This window comes from Ancylomarina euxina, assembly GCF_003863355.1.
Lineage (GTDB): Bacteria > Bacteroidota > Bacteroidia > Bacteroidales > Marinifilaceae > Ancylomarina > Ancylomarina euxinus.
In genome coordinates this window covers 90,102-108,322 of the sequence record NZ_QQWG01000012.1, presented here as the reverse complement: position 1 = coordinate 108,322, position 18,221 = coordinate 90,102, and the positions used below count along the sequence as shown (strand labels likewise).

At 36.3% G+C, this 18,221-nt stretch carries 14 protein-coding genes; 7 read left to right on the top strand and 7 right to left on the bottom strand.

What is annotated here, in order from left to right; genetic code table 11:
• Positions 1-6 precede the first annotated feature (6 nt).
• Entirely contained in the window at positions 7-507 is a 501-nt protein-coding gene (locus tag DWB61_RS12315) for a SixA phosphatase family protein (protein ID WP_125031204.1), read from the top strand.
• Between the two features lie 38 nt (positions 508-545).
• Here DWB61_RS12315 and DWB61_RS12310 read toward each other — a convergent pair whose 3' ends face one another.
• From DWB61_RS12310 to DWB61_RS12295, 4 genes are read right to left on the bottom strand one after another with little or no spacing between them, the layout of a single operon-like run.
• Entirely contained in the window at positions 546-2,900 is a 2,355-nt protein-coding gene (locus DWB61_RS12310) for a type IA DNA topoisomerase (protein ID WP_125031203.1), read from the bottom strand.
• A 60-nt stretch (positions 2,901-2,960) separates the two neighbouring features.
• Positions 2,961-3,341, bottom strand: a complete 381-nt coding sequence (locus DWB61_RS12305; RefSeq protein WP_125031202.1) for a response regulator — start codon at positions 3,339-3,341, stop codon at positions 2,961-2,963.
• A gap of 58 nt (positions 3,342-3,399) precedes the next feature.
• Positions 3,400-7,008: a BamA/TamA family outer membrane protein gene (locus DWB61_RS12300; RefSeq protein ID WP_125031201.1), complete on the bottom strand. Its 3,609-nt coding sequence runs from the start codon at positions 7,006-7,008 to the stop codon at positions 3,400-3,402.
• Positions 7,009-7,043: 35 nt separating this feature from the next.
• On the bottom strand, positions 7,044-7,991 hold the full coding sequence (locus DWB61_RS12295; protein WP_125031200.1) for an SdiA-regulated domain-containing protein: 948 nt from the start codon (positions 7,989-7,991) through the stop codon (positions 7,044-7,046).
• 235 nt (positions 7,992-8,226) lie between these two features.
• Here DWB61_RS12295 and DWB61_RS12290 point away from each other — a divergent pair, with 235 nt between their 5' ends.
• The 5 genes from DWB61_RS12290 (at position 8,227) to DWB61_RS12270 (ending at position 13,314) form a co-directional block, all read left to right on the top strand.
• Positions 8,227-9,420 carry a Pycsar system effector family protein gene (locus tag DWB61_RS12290; RefSeq protein ID WP_125031199.1) on the top strand — a complete coding sequence of 398 codons (1,194 nt, stop codon included), beginning with the start codon at positions 8,227-8,229 and terminating at the stop codon, positions 9,418-9,420.
• A gap of 298 nt (positions 9,421-9,718) precedes the next feature.
• Positions 9,719-10,420: a 16S rRNA (uracil(1498)-N(3))-methyltransferase gene (locus DWB61_RS12285; RefSeq protein WP_125031198.1), complete on the top strand. Its 702-nt coding sequence runs from the start codon at positions 9,719-9,721 to the stop codon at positions 10,418-10,420.
• Positions 10,421-10,479: 59 nt separating this feature from the next.
• Positions 10,480-11,136: a DUF4159 domain-containing protein gene (locus DWB61_RS12280; protein ID WP_125031197.1), complete on the top strand. Its 657-nt coding sequence runs from the start codon at positions 10,480-10,482 to the stop codon at positions 11,134-11,136.
• Positions 11,137-11,233: 97 nt separating this feature from the next.
• The gene (locus DWB61_RS12275) at positions 11,234-12,436 is read left to right on the top strand and encodes a 6-phosphofructokinase (protein WP_125031196.1); all 1,203 of its coding nucleotides are present in this window, start codon (positions 11,234-11,236) and stop codon (positions 12,434-12,436) included.
• Between the two features lie 245 nt (positions 12,437-12,681).
• A complete protein-coding gene (locus DWB61_RS12270; RefSeq protein ID WP_125031195.1) occupies positions 12,682-13,314 on the top strand; it encodes a YgjV family protein in 633 nt (210 codons plus the stop codon).
• Positions 13,315-13,435: 121 nt separating this feature from the next.
• Here DWB61_RS12270 and DWB61_RS12265 read toward each other — a convergent pair whose 3' ends face one another.
• From DWB61_RS12265 to DWB61_RS12255, 3 genes are all read right to left on the bottom strand, one after another.
• Positions 13,436-14,530: a transporter substrate-binding domain-containing protein gene (locus DWB61_RS12265; RefSeq protein ID WP_125031194.1), complete on the bottom strand. Its 1,095-nt coding sequence runs from the start codon at positions 14,528-14,530 to the stop codon at positions 13,436-13,438.
• A 308-nt stretch (positions 14,531-14,838) separates the two neighbouring features.
• Positions 14,839-15,576 (bottom strand): hypothetical protein, encoded by a 738-nt coding sequence (locus tag DWB61_RS12260; protein ID WP_125031193.1) that lies wholly within the window; start codon positions 15,574-15,576, stop codon positions 14,839-14,841.
• A 233-nt stretch (positions 15,577-15,809) separates the two neighbouring features.
• A complete protein-coding gene (locus DWB61_RS12255; RefSeq protein ID WP_125031192.1) occupies positions 15,810-16,823 on the bottom strand; it encodes a hypothetical protein in 1,014 nt (337 codons plus the stop codon).
• A gap of 455 nt (positions 16,824-17,278) precedes the next feature.
• Here DWB61_RS12255 and DWB61_RS12250 point away from each other — a divergent pair, with 455 nt between their 5' ends.
• The gene (locus DWB61_RS12250) at positions 17,279-18,151 is read left to right on the top strand and encodes a CvfB family protein (protein ID WP_156190250.1); all 873 of its coding nucleotides are present in this window, start codon (positions 17,279-17,281) and stop codon (positions 18,149-18,151) included.
• Positions 18,152-18,221: the final 70 nt, after the last annotated feature.

The window sequence follows — 18,221 nt, the reverse complement described above, 5'->3', positions numbered from 1 at the left end:
TAAAAGATGAAGCAACTTATTTTATCTCGTCATGCCAAAACAGAAGTTATTCGTTACGACATCAGTGATTTTGAACGTAACCTAACCCATAGGGGTATAAACGATTCTGCTCTAGTTTCGAGCCATTTATTCAACAAAGGAATCCAAACAGACCTGATTGTATCCAGCACTGCTAATAGAGCCATTGCAACAGCCAGACTATTTGCACACTGTTTTAATATTGAACTGGATCAAATTGTTCAAATTGATCAACTCTACCATGGCTTTAGCACCCAGGAGTTTTTAGAAATGTTACAGAAAAATGCGGGTCAATATGAGCGAGTATGGGTGTTTGGTCACAACCCAGATATCGCTTCATGGGCTTCAAAACTTCTCAACAAAGCTTATCTAGATGTTCCAACAGGAACCGCAATTGGTATAGAATTCGATGTTGAAAACTGGTCTGACATCAATGCTAGATCGGGAAAATTAATACATTACACCACGCCTAAAATGCTAAAACAATAAGCTCAGCTTAAAACTGAGCTTCGTTTTATTTAGATATTTTATTGTTTCCCGAAGACTATCTTTCCCATATTGTCGACAATCAACTTACCATCAACTTTCTCTTGTGTTTCCGTATTTACAAAACCTTTGATTAGTTTCGTCTTTCTGTCAGTCACCAATGATTTTATCTGAGTTTCAGAAAGACTCTTCCCCATAAACTCGAAAGGAATTATAAAACGGCAGCCTTGTTTATAATTCGAACAACCATAGGCAGCATTGCCTTTTATCATAATACCATCCTTACACAAAGGACAATGCCAAATCTCAGCTTCCTCTGCAATAAAATTCAGCTCAAAAGATGAACCAAGAGTCACAACACCATTCTGTTTTTTCCCATCTATCTCAAAACCGTTTATTTTAGGAGTCTTTTGCTTTAATATTAAGGCTTCAACCTGCTTATCGGTCAATTTCTTTTTCTGAAATTCAAAGGGTAATCTAATATCACAACCATTCTTCCAATTGCTACATCCCCAAGAAGTTTTCCCCTTTAGGATTTGGCCGTCTTTACATTTAGGACAAACGAGTTCTTTTACTTTAGCTGGGACCTTCTGCTTACTTTTCTCTTTTTCCTTCACATCCTCAATCGCAGCAATCTTTTTGACATCAACTCTTGACTTTACATCCTTAACGATATTAAAAACCATCTGTTTAAGCTCTATCATGAATTGATCAACCTCGTAGTTTCCTTGCTCAATATCTCTCAGCTTTTTCTCCCACAAACCTGTTAATTCTGCAGATTTCAAAAGTTCATTCTGAATGGTATCAATCAACTGCATACCTGCCACAGTAGCCACAAGGCGTTTCTTCTCTTTCTTGATGTATTTACGACGAAAAAGTGTTTCAATAATATTCGCACGAGTTGATGGACGACCGATTCCGTTTTCTTTCATTAGCTCTCTCAACTCATCATCATCAACTTGCTTACCTGCTGTTTCCATCGCACGTAACAAAGTCGCTTCAGAATAATACTTAGGAGGCTGAGTTTGCTTTTCAGCCAAATCGGGAACATGCTCTCCACTTTCACCCTTCTCAAAAACTGGGAGAATAGTCCCTTCCCCCACATTACTATCCTTCGAGAAAAGTACACGCCAACCTGGTTCAATAATCTGTTTTCCGGTTGCCTTAAAATCAATATTTGTAACCTGTCCCAACACTGTTGTATTACTAACCTTACAATCAGGGTAAAAGACAGCAATAAAACGTCGTGTAACTAAATCATAAACTTGTTTTTCTTCGTAACGCAAACTCCCAGGCAGAACACCTGTAGGTATAATTGCGTGGTGATCAGTTACCTTTTTATTATCAAATACCTTTTTCGACTTACGTATCTTTTCTCCGAGCAATACTTCAGTATACGCCTTATAAGGTGTCAGTTTCTTTAGAATTTCAGGAATTTTCTTATAAAGATCCTCTGTTAGGTAGGTGGTATCAACCCTTGGATATGTGGTTAATTTTTTCTCGTATAAGCTTTGAATAATTCGTAAAGTCTCTTCTGCAGACAAATTCAACTTTCGGTTACAATCAACCTGCAAAGAAGTTAAATCGTACAACTGAGGAGGCGATTCCTTGCCCGCTTTTCGCTCAAAAGAAACGACTTCGAAAGGCTCTGAATTAATCTGACCTAAAAATTCAATCCCTTCTTCTTTTTTATCGAAACGACCGCGAGTTGCTGAAAAAGTAACATCACGATAAATTGTTTTTAACTCCCAATAAGTTTGAGAAACGAAATTATCAATTTCTTTCTGACGATTGACAATCAGCGCTAATGTAGGTGTTTGTACTCGACCTATGGAAAGTACATTTTTACCACTGCCATATTTAAGTGTAAATAAACGAGTCGCATTCATTCCAAGCAACCAATCGCCAATTGCTCTAGATGATCCAGCAGCATACAATCGGTCAAATTCTTTGCCATCACGTAAGTTTTCAAAACCTTCACGAATCGCTTCCTCAGTAAGAGATGAAATCCACAAACGCTTAATTGGTACGCTGCATTTTGCCTTATGAAGTACCCATCTCTGAATCACTTCTCCTTCTTGTCCAGCATCACCACAGTTTATAACTTCATCAGCACCTGCAATAAGTTTAGCTAAAACATCAAACTGCTTCTGAACGCCAGTATCATCAATAACTTTAATTCCAAAACGCCCTGGAATCATTGGTAAATCATTAAGGTGCCAATATTTCCAATTTAGATTGTATTCACCTGGTTCTTTAAGTGTACATAGGTGTCCAAAAGTCCAAGAAATTTGATAGCCATTTCCTTCATAATATCCATTTTTTTGGCTCTTGGCTCCCAAAATCATTGCAATTTCACGCGCAACACTTGGTTTCTCAGCTATACAAACTTTCATCCGCAATTATTTAAATTTTCAATACGTTTAAAACGTAAATAAGTAGATCAATTTCCTAATCTATAAATATTTTTCAACCATCTCAAACAGTGATGCTTTTGTCACAGGTTTCGAGATGTAGTCATTCATTCCTGCTTCTTTCGACTTGCCCTTTTCATCACAAAAGGCATTAGCCGTCATGCATATAATAGGAACATTAATCCCTATCTCTCTTAAGTTGATACTCACCTCATACCCATTAATAATTGGCATTTGAATATCCATTAAAATCAAATTATATTCTGTTGAGTGGGGAATCAAGACTTCTAAAGCTTCCTTCCCATTTTTAACCCACTCTACTCTATAAGTTGCTTTTTCGAGCAAAGTTTTTACAATCTTCCCATTTATGAAATCATCCTCCACCAAAAGGATCTTATATTTTGACTTATCTATCTTTACCATTCTAACTTTCACATTATATTCTACTGGTCAACATCAACAAAATCTATTTACTTTCGCACTAAAACATATACTTAAAATCCAATGAAAATATTTTATCCTCTTTGGAACAACTATAGCTCACTGTAAGTATCATCAACTTAAAAGGTGAAAGCCACAAGCCACCACCATAGCCGTGATGTAATGTATCTGAATGTTCTCCAGAGAGCCAAACTCTGCCGATATCATTAAAAGCTAACAGACCAAATTCACCTGCTAATAAGTACGATTTAAATTTTGACAATCGAAACCGAACATCAGTGTTTTGATATACAATTCCATCTCCTGCAAATCGATCTAAAGGGAATCCTCTTAAATTCGATTTTAACCCCAACTTATTAGCTTGAAATACCGAATATCCGTCAGAATTATATGCGCCTCCAACTCGCACAGCTAAAACTGTTCTGGCGAGTGGACTAAAACTAAAAAACATTCTCAAATCTGAAGAATATCGATTAAAATCACGATCATATCGCTCTAACCCCTTGAATGCTTGATAACCCAATTGCCAATAAATACCACGCGAAGGAAGTACTGTTGAGTTTCTGGAATCCCAAATATAATTAATATTTACTCCATAATATTTCCTTGTTGAAAAATCCTCTATCGGGTCTAAATCATTCAACGAGTTAGAAAAGTCTGTCACAAACCGATTATCAGTCTCTTGCAGTCTCGATTGTTCAAAAAACAAGCCCATTTTTATTTGATGATGGCTATTAAATTTTAATCGAACCTGTGGATTTATTAAGACTTTTTCGAAACGAATACTATTGTATCGTTTATCATCAGATTGTGGATTTTCACTTTTGTTACCCAAACCATAGTAATAGCCTTGAAAGTTTGGAGAATTATAATCGACGGTACCAACAAAGTCAATATTCCTGAAAATAGAATTTATTTCTCCTTCGTATTTTATTTCAAATGAAGGATACCTAAACGCGTAATTAACCAAAAATTTGTGTTGGGATGCAAAGGGGTCTTTATTGAAAGCTTGGGAGGTATAATTAAAACCAGCTCCTAAAATCAAACCATCATCACTTACAAAATTTGCATTAATTATAGGACTAAGAATATCATATTTGAAGGCTTTTCTGTTGTAAACATTAAGCTGTGAATTATTCGATGTTTTATTCTTAAACGAAGAAGCATTAATAAGATCCGTTTTAACTTTATCATATATACTCACCTTATTCCTTCGCGTATTCTCTATGACGAAACGATCTTTTCCCTTACCTCCAATAAGATTTAACTTAACGCCACTTTTTGGTGCTATCCCCCTTATATCAAACTCATCTTTACCTTTTAATCCAAACAAACGGACTTCTCTGGTTTCTTCTGGAAGAAAAGTTCTGGTAAAAATCAATTTCCCCTTTTTCCCTTTTTTCGAAAGACTGTTCACTTTTACATTTAAACCTCCATTATCATTCCACTTAACTCTATACAATTCGTCTTCATTTGTTCCTACAACATCAACCTCTTTTGCCAAAAAAGCATAAAATGTTTCAGCCATTTGAGCTAACTGCTCTCTTCTTGCTTTTAGTTTTAAAATCAGATCATTTCCAGATATTGCAAAGACTTCAGAAGGTAAATCCGAAACTGCAGCTTCAATCACCTTATCATTCAACCTATCTTTCAAATCATAAGCCATCCTTACCCAATCCTCTTTTGTTCTTGAAGATAAAAAACTTCGATCAAAATACCGAGAATTGAAGCCTAGTCCTGAAACATTTTCAACAATAGAATCAAAAACCTGAAATTTTGGGATTAACCATTTCCGACGCATTAGCCAAGGTATTTTACCATCACTATAAAAGAAAACCTGATCTCTATCTCGAGGAATAGGTCGTGCGATTATCTTGTCACCTTTTTCAAAACTAGCCCAACGCCACTGATCATCGTGTCTATCCCAGTCGTTTAGAAAGAGATCAAAGATTCGAGCTCGTAAAACAGCCTCTTCGTCAATCACCAATTTAGAATTCTTATAGCGTTTCTTCAATAGCTTATCCGTACTCAGAATATTCTTTGTACCACCAAATAGCTCAGATTCTGACCAATCACCAGAAGGTCGTTCTTCAAATAAAAAGAGCTCATTTTTAAAACCTTCCTGATAAATTCCAAAACGTGGGTCATCTGGAACATATACAATTTTAGGATGTGTGTGATAAACACCAGCAGCTTTAGCCATTTTAGGAATAGCTAGAGCGGCATAAGGATAAGATTCGGAAATGCCATCTTGCACAATTTGTGCTGCAAACGTTTTTTGCAAGCTTTCGGGAATCGCTTTTTCAGTATATTTTTCAACGGAACGCAAAACATACTGACGTCCATCCTTTGCTTCCAATCTTAATGATCGTGTTTGTTGACCACCACCTCGCTTTAATATCTTCAAGCCGCCTTTTTCCTTTCCGATATCAAATACCGGCACATTTATTGGGGTCCCCCACTCCTTCCGATAATTATTCCCCAAGAGTTTCAATTTTAATTTGCTATCGGTATGATAAACCTGGCTTGCTGCTATGGTGATTGTGCTATCAGAGTAATCGATTTGATCATGACGCTTATCTATTTCATCATTGGAAATAGCTTGGTGTTTATATAGGAATTTCTTGAAAGCCAGCCTTGGTTTTTGCTCTCCTTCTTTACCAACTGTCCAGAATTCAAGAAAGACACTTCCATCAGCATAAAAGTTCAATTTAGAAAAACCAATCTCGCTTAGTGCGCAATCCATCTTTTTTTCATTCACATAGTCAGCCTGACTACCTGAGCCTGAAACAACTTGAAAAACATCGCCTACTTGTTTAAACTGCAAACTATTGTCATGGGCTGAGACCGATATTAAATGAGGTGATTTACCTATCATTTTCTTAGCCATATGACGCATTTGCTTGTAGTAGGGTGAAGCAAAATCCTGAGACGTACCAATAAATTTTCGATACAACTCCACTGGCCCTGGAAATGGAAAAAAACCGGCATGATTCCCCCCACTATAAAGAGGATGATGACTTGCTAAAACCAGTTTTTTATTTTCATTTCTTTTAAAGACATCACTTAATTGAATCAAAAAGTCAGCCGTACTTTCAAATTCACATTCTTCCTCAGGCTTTTCCCCTAAGTGAAGCCACCATTGTGAATCAACGATCAAAAGAACAATGTCCTTACTCAATTCAATTTCTATTGGACCTGGACAACCTTCTGATGGTAAAAACACATCTCCTCTATCTAAGAAATCTTCAACGTAATTTTCAAAGTTCTTCAAAGATTCCCAGCCACTTTTAGGGCTTAAAGTCCATTCCTTATCACCTGGCATAAAGATAACTTCACCCTTGAAATCTTTCACAAAGCTAAGGAACTGGTTCAAATCCGTATCATCAAACTCTTCATCCGTATCATCTTTAAAATTATCCTTCGAAATGGAATTCCCTAAAACAACGAGAGTCCCCTTTTCACCAGAACAATTCAACTGATTTTTTAGCATTTGCATATTGGCATCAACCAAGGGAGCCTCACCCATATCACCAATAAAAAAAATGCTATGATTCAGCTGTGTACTATCAACCACAAGTACCCCTGAGCTCCCAAACAAGTTTAAGGAAACCAATGATAGCAATAGATACAGTAGATATTTTGTCATCAAATTAAAAAAACAAAGGTTAGTACGCTTAACAATTAATCATTCAGGATCGGCTTATACTTAAACTGGTAGATCTTAGCTTGACTTAGCTTGCCTTCAGTTGAAACAAATAGAGTTCCATCTGGAGCAAAACAGATACCTTCGGGCTGCATAAAAATCTTACTTTTCAATTTATTTACGGCTAACAACTCACCTTGTGGGCTCAATACTAAAAGAAGTTTACCTACGGATCCAATCACATAAATATTTTTGCTAATTGGGTGAATCGCAAGGCCTGATGGCTGAAAGATCAAATTCCCTTTTGAAGGCGCTAGCCCTTTAAGTAACTTATTGGAAAATTTGGTATTAGCATCCAAGTTTAAAATAATCTCTAACTCTCCTTGATCAATCAGAATAATAGGCTTTTGAATTAACTTACTATCTGCTATTGAATAGCGATAAATCGCTCTTTTATCAGGATAAGTTGAATCAGGATAAGCAAGCCCCTTACAAGCAATTAAAAGAGAATGAGTAGATATATCATATGCTAAGCCCTCAGTATTATTTTTAGGACCCAAGCCGGTTTTCACTTTTTTCGATTCACTTACGATATTATCAATATCTCCAAGAAAGTACAGTCTACCATCACTACGTAAAACAACACAATCATTCCCTACCCATTCAACACCTTCGAAATCGCCTTTCTTTGCAAACTTAATTCTTCGGGAAATTTTCTTTTGCTGTGTATCATATTCGAAAACATAACCTTGTTCATCATTCACACAGAGCAACTTATTTTCTTTTACATAGCTTAAGCCTGATATCTCATGTAATGTATTATCCAAAATATAAGTATAGGCAGGCTGATTAATGGCATAGGGAAAGTGAGAATAATGTTCAGACAGAAAGCAGGTTTGTTTGTTTTTTTTGCTCTTTGAACAAGCTGAAAAAGCCACATTTAAGGCTAATAATATCAATAGGTTGACTTTCTTTAAACAGAGCATAATTGAATATAGTTTTCACCGATAAAAATAAACAAAACCCAAGCATTATCCCAATCAAAACCAATAAAACAAAGCTTAACTTTTGCTTTTTTTTAGTCAATTGGTAATAAGAAAAATCAGTATCCTCATCAAAAACGATATTCATTTTAACGACAAACAAGCTCTATTTTCAAAGGCAATAAGATTATTACTATCTTTAGTCACCTGTATTTTTTTGAACTCAATACACAAACGTATGTCTATTACAGAACAAGCAAAAGCATTCGTGATTGATTTTTTTGAAAAGAATCACAAACCAATTTATACCTACCATAACATAGAACATACTGAAAACGTGGTGAAGCAAGCAACAAAAATTGCAGGCATGCTGGAGTTTTCTGAAGAAGACTTGGAGATTGTTGTCTTGGCTGCTTGGTTTCATGATACAGGCTATTTTAGGGGGTTCATTAAACATGAGATCATTAGTGCTCAAATTGCAGAAAATTTTCTGAAGGAACATGATTATCCATCTGAAAAAATTGCAATAATAATTTATGCAATCCAGAATACAAAAATACCTTACACAACATGTGATTGTCCTATCTCCATGGTGCTTTGTGATGCTGACCTTCACCATTTAGCATCAAAAAATTTCATGAAATCTTCAGATAAATTACGAGAAGAAAGATCTGCTCTTATCAACCATGAATTTTCTACAAAATCGTATTGGGAAGAAACTTTAAACTTCTTAAAAAGACACACATACCGAACGGATTATGGAAAAAAGGTATTAGCCAAAAAGAAAGAACTTAATATTCAGAAAGTCACTGAGAAGGTTAACTCATATCAGAATAAAGAGATTCAAAAGCTTAACGACAAGCTTATTAAACTTGAGAATCAGAATCTAAAATTGAAGATGCCTCAACGGGGAATTGAAACCATGTTTAAGGTTACTTCACGTAATCAGATAAACCTGAGTTCTATTGCCGATTCAAAAGCAAATTTGATGATCTCGGTGAATTCAATCATCATTTCAGCAATCTTCTTTATTTTTAAGAATATTATGGAAGTTCCTCATTTTATTATTCCATGCCTGATTCTCTTAACGGTCAGTTTAATTACAATTATTTACTCTGTGCTAGCCACAAGACCCAATGTCACATCAGGAACATTCTCACAAGAAGATGTTGAAAAGAAAAAAGTTAATCTTCTATTTTTTGGAAACTTTCACAAAATGCAGGTTGAAGATTATTCTAAAGCATTAAAAGGTTTAATGCTAGATTACGATGATTTATACGATAGTTTAATCAAAGATCAATACTATTTGGGAATGGTATTGGGTAAAAAATATAATTTACTTCGAATATCTTATACTATTTTCATGTTTGGTTTAATTATATCGGTACTTAGTTTTATTTTTGCAGCGATATACCAACCCGTCTTCTTTTAATTTAAGAGTGATGATTTGAAATTTATGATTAAACACAATCATAAATCATGAATTTTAAATCATAAATGAACGATGAATTCGAAAGATCTACTAAACAGGACAAAGAAATTCGCTATTGAAATTATCAAAATTGACCCGAGAATAAAAACTCTTAAGCAAGGAGCAAATGAGTTAACTGCTATCTTTGCAAGCTCGTCAAAACAATTAAAAACCGAATAAACCAAAAGCAATAATTTAAGATTGCAGAATTATGATTTTAGATTTAAATCAATTGAATTCATAAATTAAAAATTAACTAATGAACTTATTTTACACCCCCGATATAGAAGATAAATTTTATCAATTAAACGAAGATGAATCAAAGCATTGTGCAAAAGTTCTTCGATTAAAAGTAGACGATCAAATTCATCTAATTGATGGAAAAGGAAATCTCTTTACTGCTAAAATTATAGACGCACATCCTAAAAGATGCACGGTTGAGTGCATTGAGACCCAAGCAGAATTTGAGAAGCTAGATTACAAACTACATATTGCAGCGGCTCCTACTAAAAACATCGAACGTACCGAATGGTATATGGAAAAATGTACGGAGATTGGTATTGACGAATTTACACCACTTTTATGTCAGTTTTCAGAGCGAAAAGTGGTGAAAACAGAACGTCTTTTTAAGGTGATTACTTCAGCTGTCAAACAATCCTTAAAAGCCTATCATCCAAAATTGAATGAACTAACCAAGTTCAAAGATTTAGTAAGTGCACCTTTTGATGGTGAAAAGTATATTGCCCATTGCTATGAAGGAGAAAAAACACATTTCAAACATCTCTGTACTGCTAAGCAAAATGCTCTAATTCTTATTGGACCAGAAGGAGATTTCAGTCCTCAGGAGGTAGAGTTGGCTCGAGCGAATGGATTCAAAGAAATTACTTTAGGCACAAGCCGATTGAGAGCAGAAACTGCAGGAGTAGTCGCTTGTCATATTGTAAGTTTAGCCAATCAATAAAAGGTCTTCCCGTAGATAAATCAGATTTTAGCAGATCATTCACAAATAGAGTTTAAACTATGTCAAGATTCATATTCATACTTTTGTTTTTAACTCTAAGCTTAAATGTATCTGCTCAGGAAAGTGGTGTCCGCATTGCTCTGCTAAAGTACAATGGTGGAGGCGATTGGTACGCCAACCCTGGATCATTACCTAATTTGATTGAGTTTTGCAACTCCAATAAAATTGCCAACATACAAGCTGAACCAGCAACCGTTGAAGTTGGCAGTCAGGAATTATTCTCGTACCCATTTGTTCATTTAACCGGACATGGGAATATCATTTTCAACAATCAGGAAGCTCAAAACCTACGTCGATATCTCGAGGCTGGTGGCTTTTTACATGTCGATGACAACTACGGTTTGAATGCCTATTTCCGAAGAGAAATAAAGAAGGTATTTCCCAAAGAAGAGTTGGTTGAACTCCCCTACTCGCATCCCATTTACCATCAGGTTTATGAATTTAAGACTGGCCTGCCAAAGGTTCACGAACACGATGGGAAAGCACCACAAGGTTTCGGTATTTTTCACAAAGGTCGCCTCGTTTGTTTCTACTCCTACGAATGTGACCTTGGCGATGGCTGGGAAGATCCATCGGTACACAACGACACAGAAGAAAACCACACCAAAGCTTTGAGAATGGGTGCCAATATCCTATCATTCATCTTTTCTCATTAAAACCAGTCTCCCAAATTCATTAGGTCTCATACAAAGCCATCTCTTTTCAGCGAAAAATCATTACCTTAATAGGAGTTAATGATGAAAGGAGATCACTATGAAAATACCAAAGAATACAAAAGGGGTTATTGGCATTTTAACCGGAGGAGGAGATGTTCCAGGTCTAAATCCTGCCATTCGTGCAGTTACCATCAGAGCCCTGCGAGAAGGTTATACAGTTGTGGGTATTCGCAAGGGATGGAAGGGCTTAATAGACATAATCAGAGATGAAAAAGTAGATAACAGCGAAAATTATTCCATTCTAACTGAAGAAATGGTTAATAGAATCGGTCGAACTGGTGGCACCTTTTTACACAGTTCCCGTATCAATCCCTCAAAAACATCAAAATCACGTGTCCCTTCACATTTGCAAGACAAATACAAGGCTGAATTTAACGATCTTACGGAGGAAGTTCTAGCCAATCTAGCCTTTCTCAACATCGATTACCTGATACCTATTGGTGGTGACGACACCTTAAGCTATGCCGTACGTTTATATAAGGAAGGCTTCAAAGTGATAGCCATTCCTAAAACCATGGATAATGATGTACCCGGAACGGATTATTGCATCGGATTCAGCACTTGCATTACGAGAACCATCTCATTAACCCATAGTCTAAGAACTTCTGCGGGTTCACACGAACGTTTTCTGGTACTTGAGGTATTTGGTCGATATGCAGGTTTCACGTCGATATTGCCAACACTTGCAGGAGCAGCCAACCGTTGTGTTATTCCCGAATACAAATTCGACATCAACCTGCTCACACAACTTATGCTTGAAGATCGATTTAAAAATCCTAGCCGATATTCTGTCGTTCTAATTTCTGAAGGGGCGGCTTTTACAGGTGAAAACATGACTTACCTGGATAGCGATATGGACGACTATGGACATAAGAAATTGGGTGGTATTGGCGAAAGGGTTTCCGACCAGATGAAACACCTATCACTGGAATATAATAAGGGCGTACCCGTAAACGTGATCAATCAGAAACTTGGATATTTGGTTCGGTGCGGCGACCCTGATGCTATAGATTCCATTGTGCCCATGGCATTTGGCAACCTGGCACTCGACCTAATCATAAAAGGGATACATGGACGTTTAGTTACTCTTAGAAATGGACGCTACGACAATGCCCCTATCGATATAGTTACCAGTTCAAAAAAAATAGTTGATATCGATCGGTATTACAATACGGAACGATTACGTCCAAAGTACAAAAGTTTCGAGCTGCAACCCCTGTTTTTAATGACAAGTCTTTGAGTTAGATAAAACCGTATGATTGAAAAAAAAATGCACTACAGCCCAGGGTTTATACTCTAGGCTAAAAGATTTGGGTATTTGTAATTTTCAGGAATTCAATTAAGAAACTAGAGTGCCAATTTATCTTTTAAATAAATTTAACTATTTTAGTGGCGCCTACCATGGGCACCCTACTATTTCAACCATCCAACTATCTTATTTATTAACTCAGCTGAATTTAAATCAGCGAAACAAACTTTTCTAGTATGTTAGAATTTTTAGGCATTTCTTATTTGGAATGGTTAGGTTATGCAGCGTCAATAATCGTATTTGTGTCTTTGTCTATGACTTCAATTGTCAAACTCAGATGGTACAATATGCTAGGTGCTATGCTATTTGCTTTATATGGCTTTTTAATTGGTTCTTACCCTGTAGCCTTTATGAACTTTCTGATTGTTTGCACCAATATTTATTATCTGGTGAAAATGAACAAGCATAAGGAGAATTTCAAGCTAATTGAAGTGAAAGACAACGACGGTATTTTAAACTACTACTTAGACTCATACCAAAAAGATATTGAGAAATTTTTCCCAGATTTTAAAGGTACGGAAGGTAAGCTTAGCATGTTTGTATTGCGCGATATGTCGGTAGCTGGTATTTTTATTGGTGAGGTGAAAGACGATATGTTTAAAATTGACATTGACTACGCTCTACCTCAATACCGTGACTTTAAAGTTGCCAACTACCTTTACAACAAGCTAAGCAATGTTCTTTCACAGCATCAGGTAAAATGTATTGTTTGTGACTCTGATATTGAAGACAACCTGAAATACATTAAAAAGATGGGCTTCCAAACTTGTACGCGTGAAGGCAAACAAGTGATGTGCAAAACACTTTAATTTATGACTGCTGATTTTTGATTTCAGAATCAAACACATAAAAAAAAATCCTCAAAGACATTGACTTTGAGGATTTTTCATGTCTTGCATTTTAAGGCTGCAGTCCCAACAGAATCAAGCCTTATTCTTGACCACCCAAATGTTTATAAAGCAAATCCTGCCAGTCTTGCTGATGTATTCGCCTAAGGAGAATCCTATTTATAGGTTCCCTGAATTGGCTGCCCTGTTGAAGAGCAATACCATAATCCTGACGCAGAAATGTGCTGGGCAGAACTTCAATTTTCCCTTTATAATCCCGGTTAATAAAATATTGGAGCAAAGGGGCATCGTAAACAAGGGCATTAATTATGCCGATATCAAGGGCTTCCAAAGCCTCAGTAAGAGTATCATAAGGAATATAGACAATGTGGTTTTCATGCATATAAATTTCGCTGGTAGTATAACGAATCGTCCCAACCGTATTCACTCTTAAATCTTCGGGACCATCTATTGCGTATTCCAATTGCGAAACGGTTAGTACAGAAGTAATGGTTGCTATAAAAGTTGAGATAAGGATGATGCCAGTAAACATCCAGATTGTAGCAAACAAACGACCACCCAAAGTCTTGGGGACTTTGTCGCCATAACCAACAGCAGTCATGGTTACAACGGACCACCATATACCTGAACCAATCCCCTCTCTGGTCGTTCCGCCAAAGTCTTTTTGATTCTTCTTTCTTTCAAACATCCAGATAATAAAACCAATCAGCATCATAGTACCTAATAGCACGCCAATAATCTCAAGGAATTCTGTTGATAAGAATTCTTTCAATACAGCCTTCCAAACACTTCCTCTTTTGGTTTGTACTGCAATCCCCAATCCAGTATTATAAAACGGATGTGTAAAATCAAATCGTTCTTCCCGCTCTGTTGTATGGGTTAATGCACTAACAGCGGCATCTAGAGAATGATTTGCCACACCATCCAATAAGCCTTTTACTGTATGCTCCCGATATTGATATTTAAGCCCCATTTCTGCAGCAATATCTTCCCACAATTCAATGCTGATACCCGTCCAATTCCCCTTATTATTTTTAAATGAAAATGGTGGAGATTCTTTTGTTCCTACAACTAACACTTTATCTATCGATTTTTCGGCATGTACCTCTTCATTCAAAGTAGCGCATATAAACAAAAGGATAAGAACTGACAGATAAATAGAGGCTTTAAGTTTCATGGCTATGGCATTTTTTATGAGTACTGCTTGCCTGGAAATATTTATTCTTGGTATTAGCTTTCTTTATTAACATTTAAATAAGGCCAACAAGACCTTATCTTAAAATTACTAAAAATTTAGCCTGCTGGCAATTATAGATATAATGGTGATTGATGAAGTCTGATTTCTGATCGATATAGATGACATAAAAAAATCCTCCAAAGCATCTGCTTCGGAGGATTTCAAAAATTTATCAATAATTTGACTAAAATCCCATTCTGCAGCTTCAAATTAGCATTGTATTCACCCATGCTGAGGGAGAAACAAACTCAATCTATATTTTTATTCTGACAGGATAAATAATATTGATACACTTTGGTAAAAGCGTGCTCATATCTTGCCTTACAATCAGTAATACTCTTTTCAAACCTCAATCTTTTTGGCACACCTAAACAAAAAAGACCTTTCCCTTTAGCCATGCATTCCAATCGACGAATCGCCAGTGGTGTTAATTGATTATAAATAGGTTCAAGGATTTCACATTGTTCAATTTTCCCATTTTTAACATCCCAATCGATGGCTTCTTGTCCTTTTAAAATCTTATCCGAAAAATAGATATCTCTAAGTAAGGGGAAAGCGAAAGTAAAAACTTTCTTAGCCCCCTCGTTACCGAACCGAATAACTTCTTTATTTCTAACAATAAAGGTTCGAATAAAAAAATTGTCAAATTTAGAAAGTTGCCCAGCTACGATTGCTGCTACTCCTACTGCATTAATTTCTTGACCTAACTGCTTTCTTTCATCGTCGAACCACAAATAAAAATCCCTAACCTGACTAATTGTTTTATATTTTAAGTGCCCTTTGTGGGCTTTGAGGTTAAATTGATTAGCCTGTTTCCAAACTTCAGTATTTCTTCTTCTATCTTTTTTCAGCCAACAACCATCTTCTAAAGAATCATGCTCTGTTTCATCTTGATAGTTTTTTAAATTCATCCATTCTTGGGAAAATACAGGCTTGACAAGTAAAAAAAGGAATAAGGTTGATACCAAGAAGAATGCTATTCTCATAATTGATGTGATTTTCGTTTTGTTTACGTATGATTTAGTCTGATAACTAAATCCAAAATTTATAATGATAATGCATACTCATCGGAGAAAATTAGCCCTTGAAGGGCTGAAGAAGAATTATGTCAAAAACACGAAACGGTACTGTTTTATCCACAAAAAAGACGCGTTGCTGCTCCAGATTCATTCACAAGTTGAGATTTTGCAATCCCTTGAATTAATAAGTCTTGCTCCACCTAGACCAATACAGCCATTTGCTGCTTTAAATGCTCGTCATATTGCGCCATGGTAGGCGTAATAAATTCGTGAATAACGGTGTGAGGTTGAATCATATTAACAATCTCCTTTACACGTTCAGTTTGGAAAGGAAGATGCTGATCAATTTTAAGAACATGATGACGAGCAGAGCTGTACTTCTCTCCATGAGTTAAATCTGACCAATCAACAGGTAAACCTTGCCTAATTTGCTGCAATTGGTACTCTCCCGACAAACTCAGGTTCAAATGCATAGATTGAATACGTTTTCTAATATCGGTAGATAGCTGGCTCAACTTTTCCAAAACAAAGTCTACAGCCTCATCCTCACAGCGCAGTTTTGGATTTGTATTCATCAAGTGTCCCGTATCCAAAACAAAGTTCCATTTATCAAAGTTCAGCAAAGCTGCAAAATCATCTGTCAATGATGAACTACCAAAGTTTAAGCCCGGCCACCAAAGATTTTCTATACCAATTACGCAAGGTGGCTCCCCATCGGAGAATTCCTGAGCCGTTCGGTTCAACAGTTCTGAAAAGCTCTGCAATACCTCAGTATCCGTATAAGTGAATTTTCTGGTAAAGGCATGTTCCAATTCCACATGTGCCGCGTGCATCACAGCTTGTTTGGGCTGATAGACAGCTGCCAATTCCCACAACTTCTTCTGAGTCGCAATCATCTCTTTTTGATTGGAACCTCCACAGCAATATTGAATATGATTAGCCGGCATAGGTGGAAAATAGGCTTTTAGGCCCTGCTCCCCTTTTCGCCACACATCTAACCAGGTAATCCAAAAAGGCAGATGAATACTCTTCACAATCTCTTTGGAAATATCATCCGACGCAGGCTCATAGCCGATCAATAATTCGAGACCATCAGCCTCAGATTCTTCTATATATTTTTTGAGACCTTTCCAACCACCATCCAAACGCTCTAAGTCGGAAGGATGCACCGAAAAATCCACCAAATTCTCATAAGTTATATCAACTGTTTTCATCGTCTCAAAAATAGGGCTTATTTTAGAGCTTTACTCATCAAATAAAAAATGTTAATGAACAAATGTATGTTATGTGAAAATAACACACCCTATCTATGCTTCCATTCATCTCGCCTTAAAGTGGAGAAAACAATAAATGATAAGTAAAGATAAAAACACGTCTCACTAACAACTCAATTATCATTATAACTTATTCAACAAATCTTAGTCTGGGGAAAAAGTGCCTATAAACCATTGGATGCTATCTTACACAAAAACTGTAGACTTCAGACTGAAAACCTGACAGAACAAAAACATGATCCTATCCCTAGAATCGCCTACACAGCTAAAAATAAAATTAGTCAAAAAAATCTCGTAAAAGATGCGTACTTTTGAACTCTAATTCCTATCTCTAAATAGGATTAAAATCAAGATGAAAAATACAGAGCCTGGTGAATTTCAAAAAACTAGTGCCGATGTACCACATACTAAAACAAAAAAACGTGAGTTTAATTGGAAAATATGCCGATCTAAAAGTTGTCAAGTTGGTCGACTTTGGCGTTTACCTGCTAGGTGAAGACGAAACCGAAATTTTATTACCAATCCGCTACGTACCAGAGAACACACAGCTGGACGATACCATTAAGGTTTTTATCTACCGCGACTCGGAAGATAGAGTGATTGCGACTACTGAAAAACCATATGCTATTGTTGGTGAATTTGCTTGGTTAAGAGCTAAAGCAGTAACTAATGTAGGTGCTTTCCTTGATTGGGGACTGATGAAGGATTTGCTTTGCCCATTCCGTGAGCAGAAAATGAAAATGGAAGAAGGTCGTAGCTATTTGGTTTACGTTTACGTAGATGAAAAAACAGGACGTATTGCTGCAACTGCTAAACTAGAACAAATAATAAGTAATTTTGATACTGAATTTACCGAAGGACAAGAGGTTAGTATCATGATTGGTCATCAATCAGATTTGGGATACTCTGCGATTATCGATAATCAAGGTATGGGTATACTTTATAACAACGAGATTTTTGGCGCCATCCGCGAAGGTGATGTTTACAAAGCTTGGGTTAAGAAAGTCCGTGAAGACGGTAAAATCGACCTTAGCCTGCAACAACAAGGCTACCATCTTGAAGTGCCAAGAGTAGGCGAAGAACTATTTGAAATACTCAAAAAAGAAAATGGTTTCCTACCCTTAAACGACAAAAGTTCTCCTGAAGAGATTTACGACAACTTACAAATGAGTAAGAAGAACTTTAAAAAAGTAATCGGACTACTTTACAAACAACGCATAATTACCATCGAGAAAGACGGTATTCATCTGGTTAAATCAGAAAAATAAAGAACATAAAGAGACAATAGAAGGATGAATCATCTTATTATTGTCTCTTTTTATTACACAACCAACTAAC